General features: G+C 38.6%; 19 protein-coding genes. 10 read left to right on the top strand and 9 right to left on the bottom strand.

Going from position 1 to position 20,303, the window contains the following annotated elements; translation table 11 throughout:
* Position 1: 1 nt before the first annotated feature.
* From MNY28_RS07195 to ppsA, 3 genes are read right to left on the bottom strand one after another with little or no spacing between them, the layout of a single operon-like run.
* The gene (locus MNY28_RS07195; protein ID WP_346389361.1) at positions 2–1,402 is read right to left on the bottom strand and encodes an NAD(P)/FAD-dependent oxidoreductase; all 1,401 of its coding nucleotides are present in this window, start codon (positions 1,400–1,402) and stop codon (positions 2–4) included.
* A 9-nt stretch (positions 1,403–1,411) separates the two neighbouring features.
* Positions 1,412–2,314: an aldolase gene (locus tag MNY28_RS07190; protein WP_346389360.1), complete on the bottom strand. Its 903-nt coding sequence runs from the start codon at positions 2,312–2,314 to the stop codon at positions 1,412–1,414.
* Positions 2,314–4,731, bottom strand: a complete 2,418-nt coding sequence (ppsA, locus tag MNY28_RS07185; RefSeq protein ID WP_346389359.1) for a phosphoenolpyruvate synthase — start codon at positions 4,729–4,731, stop codon at positions 2,314–2,316. Before ppsA ends, MNY28_RS07190 begins: the two co-directional genes overlap by 1 nt.
* 173 nt (positions 4,732–4,904) lie before the next feature.
* Here ppsA and MNY28_RS07180 point away from each other — a divergent pair, with 173 nt between their 5' ends.
* Entirely contained in the window at positions 4,905–5,948 is a 1,044-nt protein-coding gene (locus MNY28_RS07180; protein WP_346389358.1) for a YfdX family protein, read from the top strand.
* Here the strand turns inward: MNY28_RS07180 and MNY28_RS07175 are convergent.
* From MNY28_RS07175 to MNY28_RS07150, 6 genes are read right to left on the bottom strand one after another with little or no spacing between them, the layout of a single operon-like run.
* Positions 5,945–6,871 (bottom strand): NAD(P)-dependent oxidoreductase, encoded by a 927-nt coding sequence (locus tag MNY28_RS07175; RefSeq protein WP_346389357.1) that lies wholly within the window; start codon positions 6,869–6,871, stop codon positions 5,945–5,947. The two genes, MNY28_RS07180 and MNY28_RS07175, sit on opposite strands and share 4 nt — an antisense overlap.
* Positions 6,872–7,792 carry an EI24 domain-containing protein gene (locus MNY28_RS07170; protein ID WP_151900997.1) on the bottom strand — a complete coding sequence of 307 codons (921 nt, stop codon included), beginning with the start codon at positions 7,790–7,792 and terminating at the stop codon, positions 6,872–6,874. It abuts the gene before it with no gap.
* A gap of 1 nt (position 7,793) precedes the next feature.
* Positions 7,794–8,021, bottom strand: coding sequence for a hypothetical protein (locus MNY28_RS07165; protein ID WP_346389356.1), 228 nt, complete (start codon positions 8,019–8,021; stop codon positions 7,794–7,796).
* A 59-nt stretch (positions 8,022–8,080) separates the two neighbouring features.
* On the bottom strand, positions 8,081–8,374 hold the full coding sequence (locus MNY28_RS07160; RefSeq protein WP_151900999.1) for a DUF4282 domain-containing protein: 294 nt from the start codon (positions 8,372–8,374) through the stop codon (positions 8,081–8,083).
* A gap of 15 nt (positions 8,375–8,389) precedes the next feature.
* Positions 8,390–9,610 carry an FAD-dependent oxidoreductase gene (locus MNY28_RS07155; RefSeq protein WP_346389355.1) on the bottom strand — a complete coding sequence of 407 codons (1,221 nt, stop codon included), beginning with the start codon at positions 9,608–9,610 and terminating at the stop codon, positions 8,390–8,392.
* 39 nt (positions 9,611–9,649) lie between these two features.
* Positions 9,650–10,195, bottom strand: a complete 546-nt coding sequence (locus tag MNY28_RS07150; protein ID WP_346389354.1) for a DedA family protein — start codon at positions 10,193–10,195, stop codon at positions 9,650–9,652.
* 145 nt (positions 10,196–10,340) lie between these two features.
* Between MNY28_RS07150 and MNY28_RS07145 the strand changes: the two genes are divergently transcribed.
* The 9 genes from MNY28_RS07145 to MNY28_RS07105 are packed head-to-tail and all read left to right on the top strand — an operon-like array spanning position 10,341 to position 20,294.
* Positions 10,341–13,835, top strand: a complete 3,495-nt coding sequence (locus tag MNY28_RS07145) for a hypothetical protein (protein WP_346389353.1) — start codon at positions 10,341–10,343, stop codon at positions 13,833–13,835.
* Positions 13,832–14,458 carry a type II secretion system protein gene (locus MNY28_RS07140; RefSeq protein WP_346389352.1) on the top strand — a complete coding sequence of 209 codons (627 nt, stop codon included), beginning with the start codon at positions 13,832–13,834 and terminating at the stop codon, positions 14,456–14,458. Before MNY28_RS07145 ends, MNY28_RS07140 begins: the two co-directional genes overlap by 4 nt.
* Positions 14,449–15,348, top strand: a complete 900-nt coding sequence (locus tag MNY28_RS07135) for a type II secretion system protein (protein WP_346389351.1) — start codon at positions 14,449–14,451, stop codon at positions 15,346–15,348. The genes MNY28_RS07140 and MNY28_RS07135 overlap by 10 nt, the downstream gene beginning before the upstream one ends.
* Complete coding sequence (locus MNY28_RS07130) at positions 15,348–15,809, top strand: hypothetical protein (protein ID WP_346389350.1); 462 nt, start codon at positions 15,348–15,350, stop codon at positions 15,807–15,809. The genes MNY28_RS07135 and MNY28_RS07130 overlap by 1 nt, the downstream gene beginning before the upstream one ends.
* Entirely contained in the window at positions 15,806–16,264 is a 459-nt protein-coding gene (locus MNY28_RS07125) for a prepilin-type N-terminal cleavage/methylation domain-containing protein (RefSeq protein ID WP_346389349.1), read from the top strand. The genes MNY28_RS07130 and MNY28_RS07125 overlap by 4 nt, the downstream gene beginning before the upstream one ends.
* Before the next feature lie 44 nt (positions 16,265–16,308).
* A complete protein-coding gene (locus tag MNY28_RS07120; RefSeq protein WP_346389348.1) occupies positions 16,309–17,784 on the top strand; it encodes a hypothetical protein in 1,476 nt (491 codons plus the stop codon).
* A gap of 1 nt (position 17,785) precedes the next feature.
* A complete protein-coding gene (locus tag MNY28_RS07115) occupies positions 17,786–18,400 on the top strand; it encodes a hypothetical protein (RefSeq protein WP_346389347.1) in 615 nt (204 codons plus the stop codon).
* On the top strand, positions 18,397–18,735 hold the full coding sequence (locus tag MNY28_RS07110; RefSeq protein ID WP_346389346.1) for a hypothetical protein: 339 nt from the start codon (positions 18,397–18,399) through the stop codon (positions 18,733–18,735). The genes MNY28_RS07115 and MNY28_RS07110 overlap by 4 nt, the downstream gene beginning before the upstream one ends.
* Complete coding sequence (locus tag MNY28_RS07105) at positions 18,732–20,294, top strand: secretin N-terminal domain-containing protein (RefSeq protein WP_151901011.1); 1,563 nt, start codon at positions 18,732–18,734, stop codon at positions 20,292–20,294. The genes MNY28_RS07110 and MNY28_RS07105 overlap by 4 nt, the downstream gene beginning before the upstream one ends.
* Positions 20,295–20,303: the final 9 nt, after the last annotated feature.

The following is a 20,303-nucleotide window of genomic DNA, read 5'->3' as shown; positions in this document are numbered from 1 at the left end:
CTTATCTTCTGCTTTTTTGCATCATAGATTTAAAAAATATCTGCTGTGCCAATTTACCAAAAGCTTCACCCAGTGTCGGATGCGGATGAATTGCCCCTAATACGTCCATAGCAGTCATTTTATTTGCTACTATCAAAGAAGCCTCTCCCGCAAGAGATGAAGCATCTGCACTTACAATCTCTACACCTATGATAATTTTTGTTTTCTTGTCAATAATAAACTTCACAAAGCCGTCTGTTCTTTTGTCTATTTGTGCTCTGGCATCTATCTCATAGTTATAGACTTCTGTGCTTATCTCTATCTCTCTTTTTTTTGCAACATTTTCATCTATTCCGACTACAGCGATTTGAGGATCACTAAAAAGTACCCAGCTGTTTTTATCATAATCGACGACATGCGGGCTTGGCGCATACATGTTGTGTACAACTACACCAGCTTCATAACTTGCAGTATGCGCGAATTTTGGGCTATTGATACAATCGCCGCAGGCATAAATATGTTCCTGAGATGACTGCAGTTTTTCATTAACCAGTATCCCTTTTTCATCATATGCCACTTTAGCTTTTTCAAGGGCCAGATTATCAAGATTTGCCACACGACCTGTTGCCATGACAACATTGTCATACTCAAGAATCTGTTTTTTACCTTCTTGTTTAAAATGTATGATAAATTTATCATTTTCATAATCAATCTTCTCCAACACTGCATTCAAGTCTACTTTGATACCAAGTGTAAGCATATTGTTATAAACAATGTCTGTTGCATCTTTACTGATGTGCTGTAAGATTTTTTCACCACGCTCCAGCACATGACATTTTGTGCCAAGTTTTGCAAACATTTGCACCAATTCACAACTAATAGCACCAGCACCTATAAAAAGTAACTCTTTTGGTATCTCTTCTTCAAAAAACAAATCTCTGTTTGTCCAAACTTTGTCAACCCCATTCCCTTTTATATCAGGAATTGAACTTTTTGCACCTGTCGCAATCAGTGCCTTTTTAAAACCAAAAAGCTCTCCACCTACTTCTACGGTATGCCCGTCAACAAAGGCTGCTTTGCCTTGTTTAAAATCGAGTGAAGGTAATCTGGCTATCTGCTTTAATGCGGACATAGAGCGTTTTTTCAAAATCATATCTTTATCTTCTAAAACAGCTTCCCAATGTATCTGTTCGCTTCCTTTACGCTCTACATTAAAAGTACTGCAGGTGAGCACATCCCAATATTTGTTTGCCGCATTTTCAAGCACTTTTGAGGGAATACATCCTTCAAACAAACATTCCCCGCCCGGTGCTTCTCTTTTATCTATCAACAAAACTTTTATACCAAACTGTGCTGCTGCCATAGCCGTTGGAGTTCCTGCAGGACCTGCACCAATAATAATTAAGTCATATTCTGTTTTCATTTCTCGCTCCTATTGGAGTAGTTTTAATGCTTCTTTTACTGTAGCATTTTGCGAAGTTATTGCATAAATGGCATTTGCCATTTTTACAGCCTCCTGTAACGGCCTTTGATGAATGTTACGCCCAGTACCATTTCCTCGAGAACCGCCTTTGTGAATTTGTTCGTACAGTTGTGTCAAAAACTCTTTTTCATCTGTTTTGGCGCCGCCCTCACACAGAACACCTGTTCTGCCAGCTGCCATTGTAGCCTCTCGCAACAGTTTCGGATCAAATTTTCCTTTTTTATCATATGGCACTTTGAGTTTTACAAAATCAGCACCCAAGGCTGCTCCGACACCTGCGGCACCTGCTATTAAATGCCCGTCATGTTCATCTTTCACAAATTTGCCTTTTGGATAAATCCACAGCACAGCCAAAAGTCCGTTTTTATGTGCTTCATGGACAATACTCGCCGCCTGGGTCAGCATCTCATGCTCATACGCACCGCCGAGATAAAGCGTGTACCCGACACCTTTTATATCAAGTTTACTCTCTTTGGCAAAGGAAACAACCTCACCGACACTCAACCATGCTTTTGAATACGGGTCTTGTTTCTCATAAGGGACAAGATTTGTTTTAGCGTTGAGCTTTACAAGATAAGGAACATTTTTATAATCACGCCCATATCTGCTGATAAGCCCAAACTGTGTTGCAAATACACCTATTTTTGCACGTGAAGCAATTTTGAACAGATGCTCCGGAGAGTTGTCTTCAAGCGGAATATCTTTGCCGTAAAAATCATTGTTCAAATGCTCGACTTTCTGGTCTCCTGCAAAAAGCATCAAATGGTTTGTAGCGTTTGTCGCACTTTTGAGATTTTTTTTGTATGTTTCTTCTTTGTTCTTTGGTACATCTGCCGGAATATTGTATTTCATCATGTTCTCCCAAGTTTTTGTTCAAGTTTGCCTACATTTTCTATGGTTTTTAAGACACTGTCAGGATTCAGACTCATAGAATCAATACCCAGACGCACAAGATACTCCGCCATTTCAGGGTAATCTGACGGTGCCTGGCCACAGATGCCGCTGTGACGGTCATTTCGTTTACAACCTTCCACTGCCAGCCGTATCATCTCTTTGACCCCTTCGTCTCTCTCATCATAATCAAAGGCAACGATTTCGCTGTCACGGTCAACTCCAAGTGTAAGCTGTGTCAGATCATTGCTTCCGATACTGAAACCGTCAAATATTTTGCTAAAAGCATCTATTTGAATAACATTGTTGGGAATTTCGCACATGACATAAATTTCAAGTCCGTTTTCACCCTGTTTGAGTCCATATTTTGCCATAGTGTCTATAACACGCTCTCCTTCATCCACTCTGCGGCAAAAAGGAATCATTAAAATAACATTTGCAAATCCCATCTCATCACGTACACGCTTCATAGCCGCACACTCCAGAGCAAACCCTTCCTCATAGTTTGGATGGGCATATCGTGAAGCGCCTCGAAAACCTATCATCGGATTATCTTCTTTAAGCTCAAAAACCTCACCGCCGAGCAGTGTTGCGTATTCGTTTGATTTAAAATCACTCATGCGAACCACACAGGGTTTCGGGTATACAGAAGAAGCGATGGTTGCCACACCCTCTGAGAGTGTTTTGACGAAGAAATCTTCCATCGAATCATAAGCACGTGTCAGTTCTTCCAATTTGTTTCGTGTTGCCTCATCCACTTTTTGGGGATGTTTCAAAGCCATCGGATGCGCTTTTATGTACTCGTTAATGATAAACTCCATTCTTGCAAGACCTATTCCGTCAACAGGCAAAGAGGCGAGGGAAAAAGCAATATCAGGATTTCCGAGGTTCATCATAATCTTTGTTTTTGTTTTTGGCAGATTTGAAAGGTCTGTTCTTATGATTTCATAATCTAAAAGACCTTCATACACATGGCCCTCTTCTCCCTCGGCACAACTTACAGTCACTTCATCAGCATCTTTGAGCACCTCTGTGGCATTATCGCATCCTACAACCGCAGGTATGCCAAGTTCCCGTGAAAGAATTGCCGCATGACAGGTTCTTCCGCCTTTGTTTGTAATGATGGCAGAGGCTATTTTCATGATAGGTTCCCAGTCAGGGTTTGTGGTATCTGCGACCAGTACCTCACCGGCTTTAAAGGTATTGAGATCTTTGACGCCTGCTATGTATCGGGCTTTTCCCTGTCCTATTTTTGTACCGATAGCCTGACCGGTGACAAGAACCCTGCCCGTTTCTTTTAAATGATAGGTTTCAAGAATATTGCCTTTTTTCTGAGATTCAACCGTTTCAGGGCGTGCCTGCACCATATACAGATGCCCGTCGAGTCCGTCTTTTGCCCACTCCATATCCATCGGTTTCGTAAAACCGGCTTTTTTTGAGTAGTGATTTTCCACCTTGATGGCATAATCTGCAAGGACCATTACCTCTTCATCTGTTATACAGAAACGGCTCTGCTCTTGTGCTGTCGTCGGTATGTTTTTTGTGTATTCCACTGCTATATTGTCCAGATTTATCGTATCTGTAAAAATCATCTTTTTTTCTTTGGAACCCAAAGAGCGTTTGAGAACAGTACGAAACCCTTTGTTGAATGTCGGTTTATGCACATAAAAAGCATCAGGGTTGATGCTTCCCTGCACAACATTCTCGCCAAGTCCGAGTGCTGCATTTATGAAAACAACATCTTTAAAACCTGTCTCGGTATCAAGTGAAAACATGACGCCGCTCGCCCCGATATCACTGCGCACCATTTTCATAACAACTACAGAGAGGTAGACTTTGAGATAGTCAAAACCGTTATCATATTTATAATGTATAGAGCGATCTGTGAAATTTGATGCCAGACATCGTTTGTAAGCATCCAGCAGTTCTTCTGCACTTGAAATATTCAGATACGTGTCATTTTGTCCTGCAAATGAGGCTTCCGGAGAATCTTCAGCCGTAGCAGAGGAGCGAACAGCCAGAGAGAGACTCTCCCCGTACTCTTCTTTGAGTTTTTCATACGCCTTTACAATATCCTCACGCAGATCATCCGGCAGTTTTGCATTATAAACTATCTCACGGCATTTTTTTCCTGCACTTTGCAGGGCATCAACATTATCGACATCAAGATTATCAAGGAGTGCATGCAGTTTTTCCCAGGCATTGTTTGCATCCAGTACATGTATGTAAGCACTCGATGTAACGGCAAAACCATTGGGCACACGGACACCTTCCGCTGTCAGGTTCTGATACATCTCTCCAAGGGAAGCATTTTTCCCGCCAACCTCGGCAACATCCTCTATCCCGATTTCCTGAAACCATTTAATATTTTTTGACATCCTTGCACTCCTTGAAATACTTTTTGCTTTTTGCTCTTATAAAGTATTGTACTCCTTTTTCAGTAAACAAATATCCAATAATATACAACTATTTTCAATACAGTGTTTACTGTCTGTTATCAATCATATTTCATAATTAGACTAAATAAACTTGATATTAAAAGGATAAAGTTATGAAAAAAAGAGTTATATTATCAACAGTATTGGCAGCCCTACTGCTTTCAAGCTCAGCACTCTATGCAAGCTACAATGACAGTGTTTCAAAAAAAGAAGAGAGAGCCATTAATAATCCGACTTCGGTAAAAGGTCACGCTGCTGCCCAGGCAAAGGTGGAAGAATCCCAATCCAAAGAAGAATTTATGCGTAAAATGGATGCTAAATATTTTCAATCAGATGCAAAAAAAGAGGATATGCGAAGGTTGAAAGATGTTGTCAATCAAGAAGCAGACCAACACAGACAAACCCTGCAAAAAGCACCAAAAGAGATTGCACAGGCGCTCAGACAGACAGTTGCAGCCCTTAAAGCTTTGCAAAAAAGAGACACAAAAACAGCAAAAAATGCCCTCAACAAAGCCACTAAACTTTTTGACACGGCACTCAAAAACAATCCGAAACTCACACTCGTACCGGTTGCAGATGCCATAGAAGTCCATGATTTTACAGGAGATGCCAAACTGGTCAAACACATCATAAAATCTGCGCAGGATCTGCTGGATGATTATGATACACAGGCGGCCAGAGCCATTCTCATGCCTTTAGAAGATGAAATGGTAATGACAACACAGTATCTGCCGATGGGTATGTATCCGCTTGCGACAAAAGAAGCACTCAAAGAGTTAAACAAAGGCAAAGCCAAAGAGGCTTTTTCAATGCTTGTCACTGCCTTAAACGGTATAGTCATTAAAACAACCATTGTTCCTTTGCCGCTTATTACGGCACAAAGCCTGGTAGTCGAAGCATCCAAACTCAATAAAAAAGAGAAAGACAAAGCACTCAAGCTGCTTGATTTGGCACAGGATGAACTTGAAAAAGCAGTCTATCTGGGTTATACAAAGAAACATGCGCCTGAGTATAAGATGCTGCAAAAAGAGATTAAAAATATTGAAAAAGAGATTAAAGGGAAAAATATTGTTGCAAAACTCTATGAAAAAATCAAAAAAGATTTTGCATCACTGCTTACAAAACATGAAGCGGACACAAGTACAAAAAAACACTAACTGTACTCACGATTACATGCCAGTTTCAGACAGTTTGGCAACTGTCTGTCTGCAAGAAACGCCTTCATGTTTTCTAAAGAGATCTGCATAATTCTTTGCAGAGCCTCTTTTGTATAGTATGCCATATGCGGCGTGTAGAGAATGTTATTTCGATGAATGTACTTTATGTCGCTTATGACATCGAGACAGAGAATATTTTTCATTCTTCCGTACAGCACATCTTCAATCAGCTCTCCGCGTGCCGTATTGACAATTATGGCATCTTTTTTTAGTCCTGCTGCATTTTTTTCATTCAAAATATTTTTTGTAGCCGGTGTCAAAGGAAGTGCCAGCATCAAAATATCACTTTGTGCTATCACAGAGTCCAAATCACAAAAATCAATCCCTAACGCATCGACAATCGGTTTTTTTGTTCTTGAACAGGCGACTACTTTCATTCCAAAGCCTTTGCCAATTTGTGCCATTTGCGAACCTATGGTTCCAAGACCGAGTATTCCCAGTGTTTTTCCCGAGATTTCCATACCCTGAAGATCACTGTAGTCAAAATTGTTTTGTTTTGTGCGCTGCAGAGCCATATGTGTATGTCTTGTGGCATTTAAAAGCAGTGAAAATGCAAACTCTGCAACAGCAGGACCGCCATAGCCTGCAACATTCGAAACAAGCAGTCCGCGCCGGTAGAGTGTATCGCATTTTATATGATCATAGCCTGTTGATCTTGTCTGCAGGTACTTCAGTGCCGGAAGTTTTTCTAAAATTTCATCGGTGATGCGAGAGTGTACAAAAACAGAAACAGCATCATACGCCTGCGTCTTTTTGAGTGCCTCATTGACAGTCTCTTCAAAAAAGAAGAGTTCCTGCTCTTTGAGATGTTCTTGAAAAAAAGCTTTTTCTTCCGGTTTTGTCTCAAAAAATGCAATTTTCATCTACAGTTCCTTTTGAATTTCTTTCAAATAATAAAACATTGCAGTTTCTCCAAAAAACGGTCCAAAAATATTAAAAATCGGCAAAAAGTTAAAAAGTGCTGTGACGGCGCTGATAACGAAAAAGCCCGATTTGTATCCGGAAAGCTTTGCTCTTTTTTCCTTTGGTATCACCAAGAGAGCACTGTCGTTGACAAAAGTATCTTTAATAAGCCAAATCCATAAGCCGAGTTGCAAAACAAAATTAAGCACCGGGATAAACAGCAAAGGAAAAGCGACAATCGAAACCACCGTATATATCGCTATATCCAGCAGTCTGTTTTCGCTTGCTTTGACCTCATCTTCCTGTAAAAGCGGTTCATAAGGAAAATGCTCTTCATTGATATCTTCCAGCAATGCCTCACTGAAAAAGCTTGTTATCAGCAACATACTGACAATGATACCGCTGTAGATAAAATAGATCCCCAGCAAATATGCCAGACTTTCCTGTACTGTCTCAAACGGCAACCAGTTAAAAAGTCTTAAAAACTGCTCATGCAAATATGCACCTTTAAAAAACCATATTACAGCCCAAAATACAGCACTTAAAAATACAACAAGCAGTGAAAAGGAGCTGTACTTTTCTTTAGAAACCCTCTCTAAAATCATATTGCCAAAAAATGCCAAAATCAAGGCAAAGGTAACCAATACCAGAGAAAACCATAAAAAGGAGGAGAAGATCCAGGCTCCGTTTGAACGAAGCATAGAAAACGGTACCAAATCAATAAAACCTGCGGCGACAGAGATAAGTCCGCCCCACATAAAATAGCCGATGATCGACCAGACAATGGTAACGGCTGCCCCTATTGCCAAGGCACGTTTCATTATTTTGTAATTGAGTATTTCACTAAAACCAAAAAGTATTGCTTCTATAATGTTTTGCATCTTACTTTTTTTCGCACTTCATTGCATTTGCTTTGATGAATGAGAGTTTACTGAGTATATGCCCGAATTCGGCATCTTCTTCTTCAAATTTCTTACGAAGTTCGGCTCTTTTTTCCTCTAAAATCTCTATCTGTTTTTCAACATCTTTAGGATTTACATAGCATTTTTTTGCCGCTTCCAGCTCTTTTTCAAGTACCCAATCCATTGCTTTTTTTAAAAAATCTACCATTTTTGATACTCCGTTTATTATTTACATGTAACAATTATAACCCTTATTTTATTAATTTTTCATACTTTTTGAGAAATTTTATAAAGATAATCATGCATGTCAAAATAGCCGATCATTCCTTCGAACAGTATTCGCAGGCACAACTCCATACATAAAAAAATCACACCAAAAAAAAGAATAAGCACAAGTTTGTTTTGTTTGCCTAAAGCCCTCTCTTTCAAAAAAGAAAATCTTTTTATAAGAAAAAAACGCATCTTCCATACCAACACCGGCACAAACAAAGCAAAGATATAATAAAAGAAAATAAATATATCCTGTGCAATGAATGTATTAAAACTTAAGATATTCCACATGTACAATTATACCCCTTATAAAAATTTCACAAGTCTGTCTGTTGCATCAAGAACAAAATCCGGCGGCATATGCCCTTTGTTATAGTAGAGATAATTGTCAAATCCCCATTTCATCATTTTTGCAAGCGGTGAATGAAAAGCAATATCTCTGTTGCCGCCGTAAAGTACATTTGAAGCAATGAGTGTGGCATCATGTCCGCCCATGTTCATAATACAAAAAATTTCCAAATCATAAGAAGGTATTTCTATATCTTCTCCCAATTCCTTCATCACAGCAGCCGCAGCAATAGCCCCCTGAATAATAGCAACATGCCCAAGTTTTGGCTGTGCAAGCGCCGTAGCGTCACCTGCTGCAAAAATGTTCGCATAATCTAAATGGCGCATCTGTTTATCTGTAGGAATAAAACCTTTTTCATCACCCAGACCTGATTCAATCAATACTTTTGGAGCACTGTAGGGAGGAATGACAATCGCTAAATCACATGCCATTCTTGAGCCATCTTCAAATGCTACATAATCTTTCGCTATTTCTGTTAAGACTTTTTTATTGGAAAGCTTTATGCCTCTTTCTTGCATAATTTTTCCAACAGCATTTCTTGGCGTATCGCCGACATCTTCAAAAAATATCTCGCCAGGAGTAAAAACCTCAATCGTATAATCTTTGGTACGTTGCAAACCTTTGTCATGTGTGAGGTAAAAGTCAAGCATAAACATTATTTCGCCTATTGGTCCTTCACACGGTGCCAAAAGTTTCGGTGCATCAACGCGTGTTCCCCAACTGCTTTTTGCAGCACCCGTTATTATTTTTCCGCCTTCAAAACTTTGTACTTTTTTCCAAAGTTTTTGCGCCTGCAGCTCGTCACACACCGAATAGCCAAACTCTTTGAAACCCTTAATCGCATCATAATCTTTTATAGCACCCGGTGCTAAAAATATGTAATCATAACCAAGCATTTCACCATTTTTCAGTGTAAGCTCATTTTTTGGGGCATCAATATTTATAACTTCATTTTGTACAAACTTTGCTCCGCGGTTCTCTAAGGTGTGTTTCAGTTCTATCAAAGAGTGTGAAACAGGAGCGCCTTCAAAAGAGACCTCGGGCAAAGAGGGCTTCAAAAGAGAGTGGCTTCTTGAGTCAACAACGGTAACTTCTATTTTTTTACCGATAAGATGGCGAATTTTGTAAAATATATGCAAGCCTGCAAAACCTGCGCCTAAAATAACGACTTTTTTCATGTTTGATCCTTATAAGTGCCTGATTTTGACTGTAACATTTTACTTTTCCTCTTTATTTTGCAAAAAGATAATCAAAACAAAAAACAGTACCAGAAACAGTACAGACAAATGTTTTTGCAAAACAATCATTATGCCGATGATGCTTTCGCCAAACAGATAGCCCAGCGATGTAAATACAACCGACCATAAGAAAACACCGATAATATCCGCAATGAAAAACTTCCAAAACGAAAATCCTGACATACCGACAAAAAGCAGTGAAGGAATGTGTGTTCCGTATATAAATCGCTCAAATATTATAACTAAAATGCCATGCTTGTGAAACCAGTGTTCAATGTTTTCTATCCGCTTCTTATAATGAACAGGTAGAAAATCTTTTTTTTTGATAAGAAAACGACCGCTTGTATAAAGAAGTATATCGCCGATCAAAGCGCCGGCAGTAGCAATCAGAATAATTTTCTCAATAGAAAATACTCCTTTTTTGGCTAAAAATCCGGCAAGTGTCAGCCCTATTTCTCCTTCGAGGATACTCCAAAAGAACAATATCCAATAAGAAAAATGATGTAATAAAAATTCCGTTATCATCTTGTTTTCTGTCCTTTAAACGTTCACAAATAATAGCGCATTTTTGATAACACTGTTCAAAAACGCTAAAACAGAGGGTTCATTAAAGAAAAGTTAATGTAAATAACAGTTATAATAAACAAACTGATCTCAGGAAAAAGATGCAATGCAGCAAAAAAGAATTATTATAAAAATTTTATTACTTTTATCTCTTTTTTCAATCTCTCTTTATGCAGATATTCAGCTAACAGGAAACTTGCATCCTGGTGATAATGTTGAGAGCAGCTTTATTCCTTCTGAACCTCTCACAAATGACACCGAAGACACATATGACTACTACCTTAACAATCCTACAAAATTTTATTTGAGTGAAAACAGTGATATTACCGCAGTAGAACTTGTAAATGCGGTAGGAATTGACAGTGCTATTCGTGTTTATATTGATGGAAATCTTGTGGGGACAGGGGCAAGCGGAAGTGCTGCCATATCACTCGATACGACACTCAGTCTGGTTAGCGGCTATCATGATATTGCTGTACGAGGGAGTTGTTATGATAGACGGGGGAATGAACTAGCCTGTAGTTCAGGGCAGGTAAGAGATATTGATGATTTTAATTTTTCAGCGCTAAAACTTATTTCTCAGCAAACAACAATCGCTTATAATTTTCTCACAAAACAGCATCTTGGCGACAATAATGACGATGATGATAACTATGATATTGACAATACCTCATACGCTTACTATCCAGATGCACCATCAGGTACATCTATTGACTACCCAATAAATGAAACAAACTCGTTTATAGGTTTTCGAATTTTTATTGCCAGAATGCGAGATATTCATGAAAACGGTATCAATAAAGTTGAAGTATTCGATTTGAACAATAATTTGATTGTATCGTGGGATATCAACAGCACCTCAACAGATAAATTTGATTTTGATCAGGCACTCATACAGAATATCAACGGGATCAGCAAAGTACGCATACAGAGCGGTAACTTTACAACACAAAGTGGAGTTGATGACATCTCTTTTGATGAGCTTATACTCATCCCTTATACATCTGTAGCAGATGCTTATCCAAAACCAATTATTGATTACCGTATGGATGAGTGTAGCTGGGACAGTGACAGCAATACTTACGAAATAAAAAACGACGGAACTCTTGGAAGTGATTATAATGCAACGGCTCTCAATGATGCCAATGTTACGGATGGGAAAATTTATACCGGTGGTAATTTTATAGCTCCAAAACAAATTGTACCACAAAATGTAATCCCTTTATCCAATAAATACACAGTTGCTACTTGGATTCAATTTCCTTTAGATACAAATAATCATGAGATATATTCTTACCAATCAGGGTTCACATCTTATGAAGAAAAATATTTCAATATTGCTGATAGGGATGGGGCATCTGATAGTTTTATATTTTTTAAATACTATAGAACAAAATTTTGGTTTTTCTCATGGAGTGCTTGGAAGTGGGCTTGGTGTGTTGATGCACAAAACGGAACGCCTACATGTAAAGATCTTAGTTTACCAAATGATTGGACTTTAGTTGATTTTATTAGTGCAAACGGACAAACTACAATCTATTATAACGGTAATGAAGAGGATACTATTAATAATGCCCTAGAAAATATACAGCTGGATCGTATAGGTGCAAGTGATTTTTACGGGGATAATGATGGCAATACCACCATCGGTGCATCTATGGATGAGTTTAAAATATTTGATGGTGTTTTAAGCCAAAATGACATTCAAGCTTTTTATAACAATGAAAACAGCGGCAACAACTATAATGGAACCAGCAGAGCTGTCCCTCAATGTGGTGGCGGCAATCAAAACAACAATAAAACCACGCTTTTTAATGCAGTCAGTTCTATTGGCGGCGTTACATGTAACGCGGTAAATGACTGGGATAACAACCTTACTACACAAATAGTCAACAAGCCTTATGGTCTTTACATCCTCTCAAAAGATGCACTGACGCAGACTGCTCCAAGCGTGGCAGACATTACAAAAGTCACACTCAAATACTATGATGACGGAAACACTACAGACTGTGGCGGCAATCTTCTTGCCAATGTCGTAAAATGTGATGACGCAACCAGCACTACATGTAACGATACCAATGCAAGCGGCTGTGCTTATTATGACAATATGACGATAGACCGCGCTGTAAAATGTGTTCAGGTTTACATAGAGGGAAGAGATCAAAACAATACCTCTTTGGACACAAACAGCTCTTATTCAAGTGATAATTATGCCGTACGCCCTGTAAATTTCACATTGAATGTCACAACTTTACCTCTGGTTGCAGGCGCAGATTTCAACACCACTTTTCAAGCTTTGGATGCAAACGGCAATCCTTCCACAGACTATAATGAAACAAGGAACAGTTCTTTTAAAGTGGACGCCAATATTACAAAAAGCACATGCAGTCTTGGAAGCTTTACGATGGAAAATTTTTCCTTTGTCAACGGACAAAAAAATGATGTCAATGCAAGCTACAGTGAAGTCGGCGAACTTAATATCACTATACAAGAGATAAACGGCAATGAATTTGCAAAAATAGATGCAGATGACACAAATGACATTCAAAGACTGATAGAACAAAATTCGACAACAGTCTCATTTGCACCACATCATTTTTCCATCATAAACTATAGCTTTACGCGCAACAATCCGGATCAGGACTGGCGATACATGGCGAATGTCAATGATGCCAACATCAGCATCGCCTTTAATGTCCGGGCACAAAACGAACAGAATCAGACAACACAAAACTTTGATGCTCTGTGCGCTGCAACAGATGTCGGTGTAAAAATAGATCTCAACACAACAAATGATGATGCGAATGCAAGTTATTTTGAGCGTATAAACAATACCGTTACAACCGGACATGATAAAAATTTAAGCAATATGAACCTGAATGCTACAGTCAATGACAGCAACTTCAGTTCCGGAGACTCAACACAAATAGAGTATGCCCTCAATGTCTACAGAGTCTTCAACGCTCCAAAAGAACCTCGTACTATCACGGTCACAGAGGTAAACACAACAAGTTCCAGTGTCATAAACAGAGGATTGACTCCGGAAAACAACAGCAGTAAATTTTACTATGCAAGACTCTATACACAGGATTTGGCAACTTCTCAGACAACTGATACCGTGCAGGCAAAAGTACTGGTCTATGACAGCCTTGCAGACAGTTATGTAAGTGATTTGAATTTGACAGAAGAGTTGAGTCACTGGTATCACTATGTCCCTCAAAACGAAAATACAAACGGAGACATCCTTGCTCTGAATGTTTCAAGAACTACAACGAAAAAATCGGCGGATGATGACGGAATGAGCGCAACAGTCAGTTTTGATACAAACGGCACCTTTAGCATAACTGTCAACAATCCAAATCAAAATACACTGACTCACTATATTCATTTGGATGTCAGTCCGTGGATCTGGTATGTCCATGAAAATTTTGGCAGTGACTATAACGAAAGTGTCGGCAGCAGTTGCAGTGAGCACCCCTGTATCAAATACAATTTCAATACACAAAGCAGCGGAACAGGTGTCAGCAGCGGGAATGTCAACGGTGTCTCTTTTGATGTCAATGTCTCCAAAAATTCTCGAGGAATCAGGCTGCTGCGATGAAAAAAGCATTTACGCTGATAGAACTTATCTTTTCTATGGTTATCATCGCCATTGCTTTCTCTGTATTGCCTAAAATTCTGCAGCTCTCCATCAAGTCATCCACAACAAGCTTAAAAGAAGAAGCAATGTTCAATGCCGTAGCCTATGTCGGCTTGATTAAATCCACCGCATGGGATGAAGAAAATACAAAAGTTGATGACATTCTTCTTGTGACCAGCGGCAACAGTGTTTATGACTGTAATGAAACATCAGGCTACAGAGCAGGCGGTATGAAAGGCTCTCGGAACTGTTTTCATAAAAAATATGCTTCTGTACTTGGGTCTGACAGCAATGATTTGGATGATATGGATGATTTTATCACGCTCAATGCAAAAAACTCCAGCAGTTCACGTGACTATAACCTCAGTGTAACGGAAAACTATATAAATGACATTACGCTCAATGCAACCCAGTACACAATTGTCTATCCTCCCAATGCCACCGATACTACCAATACAAAGTTCATAACAGTCACGGTTCAGGCAAATAAAAAAGGAAATGTTTTAGGCAACAGTTTTGTAAAAATTCCTTTTATTGCCCAAAATATCGGGCAAATCAAAGTAAACAGAAGAGTATGGCAATGAGAAGAGCGGCAACCCTCATAGAAATGATATTTGTCATTGTCATTATTTCTTTTTTGGCTACGGGTTCATTTAAAGCGATGCAGGCAATTTTAGTGCGTGAGTATAAAGCAAAACAGCTTACAAACCTCTCTTTGGAGTCTCAGATTGTTGTCAACCAAATCAGTAATTATTTAACGCAGCGCATCGTCTACAGTACCATTGGATACAACCCCAATGACGGCAGTTTTGAGTATATAGGCGATTTGACAAGCTCCAAACCTGTACTTGAGTGGATAGGCAGAGCCAATGACTTATACCTTGAAAAAAGATACAGTGGCTTTTTTGATATGGCAACAAAAACCGGTACAAAAGTCGCCTCATACGATATAGACGGCACTGCCATAGATACAAGTAAAACAGCTCTTATATTCGCAGGAAGTTTTGACCGTTCACAAAGTGACAGTGCAAATATAGCTTCGAGTTTCGGCTGGCATGAAAGCAACAGAGAGGACACCTATGATATCACAATAAGTGATCAAAATATCTCTCTTGACAACCCTGTCCCGCAATTTCTGTATGAAAAATATTTTTTGGTTGAGAGCGCTTATGCTATCGCCAGAGGAGAAGATATCGATCAAAATGCCACCTGTATCACAGATCTTGGCTTAAAGAGCAAAGATGTCAACAGTACTCTTTTTCTTTTTTCAAACTACAGACCGTGGAAGCAGGAAACATTTTGTGCAGACAAACAGGGCAACTCCAAAGTGGGAAATATCTCTGTTTTGATGCAGAATATAGACGGTTTCAACTTCAGTGAAGTTGATTACACGATACGCATTCTTTTGGATGTCAACAAACAGATTCGCGGCGCCCACCCGGTGCACTTTTCCAAAATGAAGGTGGTATTTTAATGCGCAGCGGATTTAACCTTTTAATGGCCATTTTCATCATTCTTCTTTTAGCCGGAGCAAGTGTACTGACACTCAAGTACACTTCAATTTCTGCAAAACATTTTGCCGACAGCTATATAAAAGAGCAGGCAGAAATTTTTTCCCAAAGTGTTTTAGAGACAACAATTTTAAAAATTGAAGGGACAGACAGAAGTACCGAGTGCCTGACACTCTTTAGCCTTGATTCGGCAGACGGCAAATTTACAGCAGATGTAAATATTTCAACATATTATCTTTATGCAGATGACTATGACAATGCAACCGGGACAAACTGCAACAACATAAAAAAAAGAATTCAGACAGAAGAGTCAAACGGCTATGTTCTTATAAACATCACAGTACAGACAAACAGCAGCAATAATAAGATAGGAGACTATATATCTCCCGTCAGAATCGTAACAAGGAGCCTGCAACGACCATGAGAACAAAGGCCTATACATTAATAGAATTGATTTTTGTCATAATCATCATAGGGGTTTTAGCCGGAACAGGATTTTACTATTTTAAACCGCATTACCTTCAGAACGATCGTGATTTTTTAGAACTCCAACTCAATACAACCCGATATGAAGGACTCAATTATGACAAAAGGAATCCGTCCGGAAGTATGGATTATACTATAGGATGTATCGCTCAAGAGAATTTTTTCACCGACAGAACAACAATTGATACACATTATAAAGTACATGCTGTATTTACGGTAACTCCAAATGAGAACATTCTCTGTTTTGATACACTCGGACGCGTACACAACGGAACTGACGGAAACAAAACAACACAAAACTCATTATTGGCCAGTGATATTGTGATAACATTAAGTTACAATAACGAAGAAAAAAACATTACAATTGACCATTTCAGCGGTGACTTAAGGTAACCTAATTCATATTTTGTTATAATAAAAGAAAATAGGATTGGTTTTTGGCTGAAAATGCAATAGTTCTTCTTGATAATGAACATACTGTTATTTATGACGGACAAAAACCTGTTTTTGATACAAAGAACAAGGACCCTGAACTTTTCACTGCAGTTGTTGTTCCCTTAAAATATATTCACTCTTTTTCTTTTAAAATTGCAAATACAATCAGCGATGATGAACTCGCAATGAAAACAGAACTCAAAATGTACAAAGAGGGCGGACTTGATGTACAAAAAGAGTATGCTGTTGATTTTATCAAGTATGAGCTTGACCATGAGTATCTCATCGAAGCCTTTGCCCTTTCTCTTGATGATTTCAATCACCATATTGCGAATTTTTCATATAAAATAGATGTAGTCGACCTTGCCCTGCCCCGTTTTTTGATATATGAAGCACTTTATAAAACAGAAGAAGAGAAAAAATCAAATGATTTGTATATCTACATCAGCGACGACGAAGCTTTCGGAGCGATATACCAAAACGGCAGGTATATCGGTCACAGGGTTATCAATTCACTCAATGCTATCTCGAAACGGACAGGCCTGGAACTTGTAAAACTCAAAGAATATTTACAGGAAAAAGGCTTTAACCGTGACAACTACGGGCTTGAAGAGACCTTGATTTTAGATACCGTCATTGAAGTCTTTTCAAAAGATATAGAAAAGATTGTCTACTCTATCAACCATAAACGCGGTCTTTTCGGATTGACCGGCATAGATACAGTTATCATAGATTTTGAAGGGCACACCCTCGAAGGCATAGGAGATTTTTTCTCTCAATATGGCTTTGAACCTGTTATAAAACCTTTGACACACCATATACAGCAGGCAACACCTTCTCTTTCTGTCTTGCTTGAGTATCTCTTTGGGCTGCATCAGGGAGCAGATTTTCATCAGGTTAATTTAACACACCTTGAAAGAAAAAAACCGCTATCGCAGTATACGGGCTTTCGATATCTTATAGAAACACTTATTACAATTGTTGTTCTTTTAGGCATCGGCATCTTTGTCAGCTACTATCTCAACCAACAGCAGGAAAGAATTACCCTCCTTGAAGTCAAAGCAAAAGAGCGAAAAAAGAAGATAGAAGATCTCTCTCTTCGTTTCAAAAAGATCAAAAAGAAAAATGATCGGCTGCTCAAAGAAAAAGAAGGGCTTGAAGACAAAATATTTGTATACGAAACGACTTTCAGGGTTATTCCTATGATAGGACAAATTGGGATAAAACGGCAAAAAATGATGAATGACATTCTGAAAGTACTGAAGAAGTACCGTTTGAGCGCCTCCTCTATATTTCAAAAAGATGAAAAAAGATTTGAGATTCAACTCATCTCGCAATCCGCTAAAAGAGGTAACATTTCCAAGTTTATGCATGATCTTATAGAACTGGGATATAAAAATGTTATGACGAAAGATATTACTTATGAAGACGGTGTCTATAAAAGTAAAATCTATATCAGTGTAAAAGAAGTTGAGTAGCATGCTAAGAGATAAATTTGAAGAGATAGAGAATTTAGATTCCAGAAAAAAAACTGGCATATATATTGCTATTCCTTTTATACTGTTTGCTCTTTTTTACTTTCTGTTTCTTTCCTCTGCCCTGGATGAGTTTGATGCCAACCAAAAAAAGACAGAGGCACTGCAAAAAGAGTTAAGCAAACCGACTCTTAGGCTGCTTTTGGCAAAAACAGTTCGTTTAAAAAAAGAGATTGTAAAAAACAAAACAGCAATTGAGCAAGACAGAGAGCAGTTGAATTATTTTCAGCATAAACTGGATTCAAAAAGTTTTCTGTTTATTTCCAAAAAGTCAATCAGTCTCTTTTTGGACAAACTTTTAGATAATTCTTTGCACAAAGGTGTCTTGATTCAAGCCATCACTCTGCACAATGAGAGCAAACCCTACATAGGGAATTTAAAACTGAAAAAGGTCATCGATGTCAATGCCAGCGGACGATTTTTAAATGAACTCTCTTTTTTGCGCAGCGTAGAAAAAAGTACCATGCTGATAAAAGTTGAGAACCTGCACATTTTTTTGCAAGAAACGAATCAACCGCTTTTCTCTTTTGAAGTAAAATTTTATGGAGTTGAGAAATGAAAAAAGTGATTTTAGCCTCTGTGTGTTTTCCTTTTTTATATGCAAACTCTCTGCCCATTGTCAACTATGACCCTTTTTACAAAAGTCAGAAAATACTGCATACACGCCATGCCACCAAAAGGCAGAGCAACTCTTTTGTACTCAGTGCAATTTACAACAACCGTGCCTTTGTCAACAACAGATTTTATACTGTCGGTGAAAAAATCCAGAGCTATAAAATAAAGAAAATATATAAACAATCCGTTGTTTTGCAAAACCGCAGCCGTCTAAAAATACTGCATTTGCAAAAAAACCACCTTATCCAAATCAAACAAGCAAAAAGAGAAGAAAAATGAAAATACTACTTTTACTGTTCCTCGCACATACCCTGTTTGGATCCACTGTTTGTGAAAACCAGCTCTTCTCACTCAGTGCCTACAAACAAAAACAAAAAAGTGCTATAGAAGTCGCTTCGATTTTAAAAGAATTAAGTGCTACCTGTAAGCTCTCTATTGTATTCAATGATGACGTATCCAAAAAAATGCTTCATAAAAAACTGGATTATGTCAATATTAACAACTATACTTTTGAGCAGTTTTTAGACTTTCTGTTTAACGAGGCAAATCTTTTTTATACCTATGAGCCTACAAAAAATACCCTGGAAGTACAGTATTTGCGAACAAAAACCTTCAGTGTTGATTATATATATCTAAGTGAGTTAAGCAGTGAAAGCAGTAAGTCCATTACAACAGGAGCAGCAGGTATTGCGGCAGGTAATACAGGAGGAGGCGCAGGTGGCCTTTCTGGCGGTGGAGGTGGATTTGGCGGTGGCGGCGGTGCCGGAGGCAACAATGGACGCCAAAACAGAGGAACTTCATCTTCCAATGATTTTACCACTATTAGCTCAAAATCAAAATTTACTTATTGGGACAATCTGTACAGTAATATTTCAAAACTGTTTCATACAAAAGAAAATGTACGAATTTTCATTAACAAAGATGCTTCTCTTTTAACCATCACCACAACAAAAAAGAACCTGGAAAAGGTAGACAGATACCTTAATGTTTTACTGAAAAAAATGCACAAACAGGTGGCTATAGAAGCAAAAATAATAGAACTCACCTATGATGACAGCTCCTCAACAGGCATCGACTGGAGCAAACTTGACATCTCTTTAAGCGGGAGTATAAGCAATGACCCCGGAGCTGTTGATGCCACACTTTTAAACAAACCTTCCTATAATCTGGCATACAGTTTTTCAACAGCAAAGTTTTTAAAATATTTAAAAACATACGGGGACATCAAAGTCCTCTCCAACCCAAAAGTTGTCACAATGAACAACCAGCCTGCTGTTATCAATGTAGGAGAGCAACTCTCCTATAAATTCCAGACAGGTTCCGTGACAACGACAGGCGGCACAGCGGCCGGAACCAACACTTTTTCTGTCGGTTCGACCTTTATAGGTGTTACTCTTTATGTTATTCCCGAAGTCAGCGAAAACAATGAAATCATTATGAAAATAAATCCTGTGGTTTCCAAACTCGCTGACAACACCTCCACAACGAACACCGCTTCAAGTGCTACACGGGAGATTCCGCCTGATACAAAAATAAAGCAGATGACCTCTATTGTACGTATAAAAAACAATGAAAAAATAGTCATTGGCGGGCTTGTCAGCATCACTAAAGGCGGTTCTTCTGTAAAAGTACCTCTTTTGGGAGATATCCCGTTTTTTGGATCTCTCTTTAACTATAAAGAGAAGATAAAACAAAAAACGGAGATGTTTATTATCATACAGCCCCATGTTGTAACGACAAAAGCTATGCCGACACTCAGAGACATTGATTTAAAAGATCCGTTTTTTCAATCAACTTTTGACAAAAACAGTACCATTGAGAATACAACCAATGGGTAGGTTTGCCAA

The organism is Sulfurimonas sp. NWX367 (genome assembly GCF_039667065.1).
Classification (GTDB): domain Bacteria; phylum Campylobacterota; class Campylobacteria; order Campylobacterales; family Sulfurimonadaceae; genus Sulfurimonas; species Sulfurimonas hydrogeniphila.
The sequence above is the reverse complement of the archived record's forward strand: the minus strand, read 5'-3'. Positions and strand labels throughout refer to the sequence as shown.

What these genes read in the sequence shown, in the direction of transcription:
- MNY28_RS07195 (WP_346389361.1), bottom strand. Translation starts at nt 1,402, where the DNA reads ATGAAAACAGAATATGACTTAATTATTATTGGTGCAGGTCCTGCAGGA.
- MNY28_RS07190 (WP_346389360.1), bottom strand. Translation starts at nt 2,314, where the DNA reads ATGAAATACAATATTCCGGCAGATGTACCAAAGAACAAAGAAGAAACA.
- ppsA (WP_346389359.1), bottom strand. Translation starts at nt 4,731, where the DNA reads ATGTCAAAAAATATTAAATGGTTTCAGGAAATCGGGATAGAGGATGTT.
- MNY28_RS07180 (WP_346389358.1), top strand. Translation starts at nt 4,905, where the DNA reads ATGAAAAAAAGAGTTATATTATCAACAGTATTGGCAGCCCTACTGCTT.
- MNY28_RS07175 (WP_346389357.1), bottom strand. Translation starts at nt 6,871, where the DNA reads ATGAAAATTGCATTTTTTGAGACAAAACCGGAAGAAAAAGCTTTTTTT.
- MNY28_RS07170 (WP_151900997.1), bottom strand. Translation starts at nt 7,792, where the DNA reads ATGCAAAACATTATAGAAGCAATACTTTTTGGTTTTAGTGAAATACTC.
- MNY28_RS07165 (WP_346389356.1), bottom strand. Translation starts at nt 8,021, where the DNA reads ATGGTAGATTTTTTAAAAAAAGCAATGGATTGGGTACTTGAAAAAGAG.
- MNY28_RS07160 (WP_151900999.1), bottom strand. Translation starts at nt 8,374, where the DNA reads ATGTGGAATATCTTAAGTTTTAATACATTCATTGCACAGGATATATTT.
- MNY28_RS07155 (WP_346389355.1), bottom strand. Translation starts at nt 9,610, where the DNA reads ATGAAAAAAGTCGTTATTTTAGGCGCAGGTTTTGCAGGCTTGCATATA.
- MNY28_RS07150 (WP_346389354.1), bottom strand. Translation starts at nt 10,195, where the DNA reads ATGATAACGGAATTTTTATTACATCATTTTTCTTATTGGATATTGTTC.
- MNY28_RS07145 (WP_346389353.1), top strand. Translation starts at nt 10,341, where the DNA reads ATGCAGCAAAAAAGAATTATTATAAAAATTTTATTACTTTTATCTCTT.
- MNY28_RS07140 (WP_346389352.1), top strand. Translation starts at nt 13,832, where the DNA reads ATGAAAAAAGCATTTACGCTGATAGAACTTATCTTTTCTATGGTTATC.
- MNY28_RS07135 (WP_346389351.1), top strand. Translation starts at nt 14,449, where the DNA reads ATGGCAATGAGAAGAGCGGCAACCCTCATAGAAATGATATTTGTCATT.
- MNY28_RS07130 (WP_346389350.1), top strand. Translation starts at nt 15,348, where the DNA reads ATGCGCAGCGGATTTAACCTTTTAATGGCCATTTTCATCATTCTTCTT.
- MNY28_RS07125 (WP_346389349.1), top strand. Translation starts at nt 15,806, where the DNA reads ATGAGAACAAAGGCCTATACATTAATAGAATTGATTTTTGTCATAATC.
- MNY28_RS07115 (WP_346389347.1), top strand. Translation starts at nt 17,786, where the DNA reads ATGCTAAGAGATAAATTTGAAGAGATAGAGAATTTAGATTCCAGAAAA.
- MNY28_RS07110 (WP_346389346.1), top strand. Translation starts at nt 18,397, where the DNA reads ATGAAAAAAGTGATTTTAGCCTCTGTGTGTTTTCCTTTTTTATATGCA.
- MNY28_RS07105 (WP_151901011.1), top strand. Translation starts at nt 18,732, where the DNA reads ATGAAAATACTACTTTTACTGTTCCTCGCACATACCCTGTTTGGATCC.